General features: G+C 32.8%; 3 protein-coding genes. All 3 read right to left on the bottom strand.

Annotation, left to right across the window (positions count from 1 at the left end; translation table 11 throughout):
* Positions 1-129 precede the first annotated feature (129 nt).
* The 3 genes from cas2 to cas9 are packed head-to-tail and all read right to left on the bottom strand — an operon-like array spanning position 130 to position 5,809.
* Positions 130-468: a CRISPR-associated endonuclease Cas2 gene (gene cas2 / locus ASG21_RS19645; protein WP_056084954.1), complete on the bottom strand. Its 339-nt coding sequence runs from the start codon at positions 466-468 to the stop codon at positions 130-132.
* A 50-nt stretch (positions 469-518) separates the two neighbouring features.
* Entirely contained in the window at positions 519-1,412 is an 894-nt protein-coding gene (gene cas1 / locus ASG21_RS19650; RefSeq protein ID WP_056084957.1) for a type II CRISPR-associated endonuclease Cas1, read from the bottom strand.
* On the bottom strand, positions 1,409-5,809 hold the full coding sequence (gene cas9, locus ASG21_RS19655; RefSeq protein WP_056084960.1) for a type II CRISPR RNA-guided endonuclease Cas9: 4,401 nt from the start codon (positions 5,807-5,809) through the stop codon (positions 1,409-1,411). The genes cas1 and cas9 overlap by 4 nt, the downstream gene beginning before the upstream one ends.
* Positions 5,810-6,125 lie beyond the last annotated feature (316 nt).

The raw sequence follows: 6,125 nt of genomic DNA on the forward strand, positions 1-6,125 counted from the left end.
CTGTTTTTCAGAGGGTTTGTTTTTGTTTTAGAAATACTGTTTTTGCTTTTTTACTTAATGAAAGAATTACAATAGTGGATATTTCTATTTCTAAGTCAAGACTGCTTCGTTTCTCGTAGTGACATGCAGCTAAAAAAGTTCGAGCTGTTGGAAAGTCGGCGGCGGTTCTTCTCTATTTCGGGCAAAGAAAATTTCGATATCACCAAATTGTTTGTCTGTAATGCACATAATAGCTACTTTACCAGCTTTTGGAAGCATAAATTTCACTCTTTTAATATGTACCTCAGCATTTTCACGACTCGGACAGTGGCGAACATACATTGAAAACTGAAAAAGCGTAAAACCATCATCCAGCAAACCTTTACGGAATTTACTGGCATCCCGCATATTCGTTTTTGTCTCTGTCGGCAAGTCGTACAATACTAAAACCCACATAATTCTGTAAGCGTTAAACCTTTCGGCATTCATAGGCCTTTCCCAAAACTACCTCTAAAGGGAAGGTTGTTTTATGGGCAGTTTTAAATTAATTCAGGAAAAGAAATTAAACGTTTTTCTCCTGTGTAGCATTTGTAAAGCGAAGAAGCGGTTGATTTTACCGCCACCAACAAGGGTCTTGTTTTCGTGTCTATCAGCACATCTTTTGTGGCAATCTGCAGGATGTGGGCTTTGAATTCTTTGGTTAATTCTTCAATCTCGGGATTTTTCTCAAGCCATTGCATGACCAAAAGATCTACAAAAGGTCGGTAGGGCTCCATTAAATCATCGGCAAGGCAATAGGGATTGTATTTATTTTTATGAAAAATTCCCAGGACAGGAAGCAATCCTGTTTCTACAATTGACCTTGCTACAATACTTCGAAGAACAGCGTAACCAAAATTAAAAAACTGATTTGGCGAATCTCCAAAACGCTGTCTGAGGAAATCCAAACTGATGAGATACTTCCAATAGTGTTGTGCAGCAATACCTTCCATATTGGTAATATCGCCACTTTTAACATTGCTTTTATAATCAATCATCGGCTCGTAATAGTTTCCTAATCGACAAAGCACTTCTTTCTGATTTTCAATTTTGCATTCTATGGTTTGTTTCCAGAGTTGTTTTTTGAGAGGTTCGCTCGCCTCCAATTGGTCTTTTACCCTATCAGAATGTTCAGTGTGACCATAAAGTGGCAACATAATTCCGTGCGGTAAATGATGAGAATCGCAACTGACCACTACAACATTATTTCCCATCATTTTCTGAATGAGTTGATGGGAAATGGTAATCTGAAAATGATCCAACATCAGCAAACCCAAATCTTCCACCGGAACTTTTCCTTTCATCTCGTTTGAGGAAGGTTCCATAATGTACATTTGCTCATCTTTGAGCTTGAGATAAGCGGGATTACCAATGTATATGGAGCGGGTGATCATAATGTATTTGATACTTTTGAGATGTTTCCTAAACGATCAATCTTTAATTTAATAAAAATGTCTTTTATAGATTTCTTATTATAAGAAGCTGTTTTAGAATCAAATGAACCTGAAGGCTTTTGCTTTTTTTCGTTCCAAGTCATATCCATTTCTTTTGGATAAATATTTTTAGCAAATGAATTTTGACTAAAATAAATTGTGTAGCCCGAGAAATCATTTACATTATAAATCCTTTCCAACCTTGTTTTATTCAATATTGTGAAATCAATAAGATGTGGTGATTCTATTTCATCTTCTGTTGGAATGTAAACTAAATCTAATGGAGACAAGTTTTGATACAAAGAAATTCCATTTGGATTTGTTTCAGGAACTGCTTGCAAACCTTGTTTCATTCTTTCAATTACAATATCTAAACGAATACTTTCATAACTTTTTTTCCCATTTTCATCTTTATATATTGCAAAAAATAAATTAGGAGAACCTTGAACATATTTATCAATATTATTTCCAGTTTGTCCTAAGGCAAATCTTCCTTTTCCTTTTTCATAGACACGAACTCTAACGATAGGTTGATGTGATTTGCCGTCGTTGTACTTTTCAATGTTTTTGTTCAAATCCTCAATTCCTTCTGGTGAGAAAGCTAATTCTGCATTATCATCTTTTGCCTTTAGATAATTTCTGAGGATTTTCTGAATTCCAGTATCCGTAATCTTCTTGATTTTTTCCAAATTGAAACTTGCATCCAGAGATTTTCTTGTAGCAGTTATGAATTCTCCATTGTTCGTTTCTACCCAAGGTAAATCTATCTTACCAGAAACAGTTTCCTCGTGCAATGATTTCCTTATCGCCCAATTTGTTCCTTTCTGTTCTACTCTTTCTTTGGTTTTCACACCATCCTTCTCCACAAATTTTTCATAATAATTAGTCGCTTTGTTAATCACACGAAGGTTTTGTTTAAAGCTTACAATGATTTTATCTAGATTATTTTTCGCTTCAAACGTGAAATTGTCCCAAGGTTTTAAAAATTGTTTCGGAACTTCCCTTTCGATTCTGTCTCCTGTTTGTGGATGATTGTAAACCACTTTCTCAAACTTCATCAGTTTCTTTTTCAAATCGTAACGTTTAGTATCAGATTTTGCTGATTGATTGTTTAATAAATTTACGTGGTCTTTCGTAGCACAGGCAATAATTAAAGCATCCAGAGCGTGATGGCGATGGTCAATCCTTTTTTTTGAAAATCCTTTCGAAAATTCAATTGGAACAGTTGGCAAAAACTTCTGATGATTTTCATTCCACGCAGTAAAATCTGTTGAATTGGTCAGTTGATTCATTCTTTCAAAACGTGGGAGAATTAATTCATTCCACACATCATTCAAACCCCAATCCTGTTTCAACTGGGTGGTAATTTTTCCGTTTCCGGGAACTATATTTTTAGAATTCACACCTTCATCGCTTCCATCTTCTACACGAACAATATTTGAAAGAACACCTGAAATATACTTGCTGATGTGTCGCGTATCGTTCATCTGTCGCTCAATCATCTTTTCGGGGATTTCTTCCAAAAGAAGTTTGTTTCTTTTTCCCCGATTGTTGGCATAATGTTTTTTCACAAAATCTTCATATTCTTCTGCTTCAAAAACTTTTACATTTTTTCCAAAACCACATTCAACGATAGTACCACCAAATTGTTTAATAAAACCTAAACCAATGTAATTATCCTTCAATTTATTAACCGCCGATTCACAAATGATTTTATTGCTAAAACTGTCATCAAAATATCGACTTTGCGGAATGATATGTTCAATTTCATATTCTGGAGTAAACAATTTATTTAATGGAATAATTTGTCCTGTATAAGGCGATTTATACTTTTGTTCCAGCCAAAGTTTATATCTCTTTAAATCAGACGAAGAAGGTTGTGCCGTCTTACTTATTTTGAGAATATCATCTTCAATTTCTATATCTGATTTTAAAATTCCATCTTCATAAATTTTCAAAATCTCCTGTTGCATTGGTGAATATGGACGAACGTTTTCCATTTCCACATCATTCATCATTTCAGCCAAAAGCGCTTTGATACGGAGATTCGTATTTTCATTTTCCGTTATTATTTTTGTCGCATCTGCTCTTTCATCTCTTGTTTTTTTCATATCTCTTCCTAATTCAATATGAATTTCATCAAAGAAATCTTTAGCTCCGTTTCCATATTTTGTCCAAATATCTTTTACCACACGAAGCGTTTCTGTAATCACTTGTTCCACAATCGGGTTGCGAAGTGAATGTTGTTTAAATTCTTTTAAAAACTTTTCCAAATCATCTGCAGAATTGAATTTTTTATTATCTCCTTCAGAATGTTTTCCATAAAGAATATATTGAGCAATATGTAATCTTAAACCTTGAAAAGATTCTATTTCCGCATTTTGAAAATTTTCTAATTCCGCACGAAGTTTATTATTTATTGTTTTATTATAATTTTCGCGGTCAGCGTCAGAGATGTTTTCATCTCTTTGTTTCAGCACACCTAATAAAGATTCTATATTTTTAAAATAATCATCACTATATTTTAAGATTTCATCCTCATTCCAATATTTCCCCAATCGCATCAAAGGCAATAATTTCTTAATTGCTTTTTCAGAAAAAGAGCCGTACTCACTTTTGAATGGCGGGAATTTTTTGAATGCTTCAAAGAAAGAATTTTCATCTAGATTATGCTTTATTGCAAAAGATTTTAAAGCTTTTTCGTATTCAATTTTATCATTTACGGAATAGATAATGTGCCAAATCTTCTGCTCAATTTCTCTTGTAAAGAAATCTTTAGAAATATTTTCGACTTTATCCAACCTTGTTGAAATCATAGTTTTTGTTTCGTTGCAAGGATATTTTTTATCTTCAACAAAATTCCAGCGATGTAATTTTTCATTTAATTTAAAATGTTTCAACAATGCTTTTTGCTCGACTTCTTTTCTGTTATTCAAAAATTCAAACAGATTTTCAAAATCTTCAGTTGTATTTAAAAATTCTTTTGTAACGTTGGAATCATCATCTCTTTTATAAATATTAAGATTAAAAATCCATTGCCAGATGCGGAATTCCTGATAATAAGGATTCGATTTTGGAATCGCTTTTAAAAATTGCGTGTGCTCTACTCCATTTTCATCCTTGTATTTTCTGAACTCCAAAGTACAGTTTGAAATAGAAGTTTTTTGACTTCTCAAAGGTCTTTGGTAGAAAATAAGGTCTTCCATAAATAGATTCACAATTTCTTTTTTACTCAAAGTCAATTGATGCGCTTCGTTAGTTCGATACAATTCATGAACACAATCGCTGTACAAATCATCATTTTGCAATTCCTGATGAAATTCTTTTTGCTTTTCTAAAATCTGTTTGAGCTCTTCTTTATAAAATTTTCTCTCAATCGTACAAACCAATTTTCCTTTGATTTTTTGTTTCGGATTTTGAAGAAGCGTTTCGTAAATGTAGGTTCCAACAGTTTTTTGAGATTTGTCAATTTCCTGCTCGGTTTTCTTTTTTACTAGTGTCCAATCATTTTCACTTGGTGCACGAAAACTTCTTTTTTCATTTCCGTCTTTATCAGTTTTTATTGAACCATCATCATTCAAATCAGTGGTAACAATAAAATCTCTTGTTTTTTCTTTCCAATCAAACAAAGGCGTTTTGCTTGAACGTCTGTAAATCCAACCGTTTTCCAAAATCAAAGAATACCAAATATCAGATTTCCCCTTTTGAGGTTCATCTGCTAAAACATCTGTAATTTTTAATGAATAAAATTCAACCAATTTATTTGGGTTTTCTTCTTCTTCCTCACCACGCAATTGATAATAACCACGTTTCTGATTAAAATTCAAAAGAATCCAAGCTAACTCCTCTTTCTCTATTTTTTTAGAAAGCGCTTTTTTACGGAGATAATAAATCGTCCAGTCATAAGGGATTTTTTTATCGTTTTCTAAAAGTTGAGGTTGATGTTTTCTAAAATCGGCAACCATTTCCTCAAAAGAGTTTTTGAAAATAAATCCTTCTTTATTATAAGCCAATTTCGGTTCAGTATCCTCTTTGAACTTCCCAAATCTTTTCTCAAAATCAATTTGAGAAGCATAATGCACCGGCAGAAAATTAAGAACATTCAAAACTCTGTGAAGTCTTTCTCTCCTTAAAAGAAATCTTTTACGCAATCTTCTTACACCTCTATAATCAGTTCTTGCAGCGGTTTGAGAAACAGAATTACCTTTCCCGAACTCTCCTAAAACATCCTGAGACATTGGAATAATTCTACTTCCCATCCCAAGAATTTCACCTTGCTTATTTTCAAAATCTTGTTTGATTAACGCCCATCCAATTGAGTTCGTTCCCAAGTCTAATCCAAGTATATTTTTAGTCATAATTATTGAGTTTTTTGAAATTGCTTAAAAATAAAGAGAAAAAAATTAAGTTCCTTACGGGTTTCATCAATTGCAATAAAAAATTTATTTTTATCTTTGAAACCGAAAGCAATTCACAATAAGGATTATTCCGTTGTGAAAACATTTAGCGCCTCGACTATCTTCGGGGCATTTTTTTTGTCCAAATGTTTCGTGAACACTTTTGTGTTTATCATAAATAATGAACAAAACATATAAGGCGGGGCAACTAGCTTTAAATGTTTTGTAGACGATTCAACAATTGTTTCTTATTTTAACTGTTCTATCCAAAAAAAAA

This window comes from Chryseobacterium sp. Leaf394 (assembly GCF_001424105.1).
In the GTDB taxonomy this organism is placed as follows: domain Bacteria; phylum Bacteroidota; class Bacteroidia; order Flavobacteriales; family Weeksellaceae; genus Chryseobacterium.

Excerpts from the sequence above, each read along its gene's own strand:
- cas1 (WP_056084957.1), bottom strand. The coding sequence starts at position 1,412 with ATGATCACCCGCTCCATATACATTGGTAATCCCGCTTATCTCAAGCTC.
- cas9 (WP_056084960.1), bottom strand. The coding sequence starts at position 5,809 with ATGACTAAAAATATACTTGGATTAGACTTGGGAACGAACTCAATTGGA.
- cas2 (WP_056084954.1), bottom strand. The coding sequence starts at position 468 with ATGAATGCCGAAAGGTTTAACGCTTACAGAATTATGTGGGTTTTAGTA.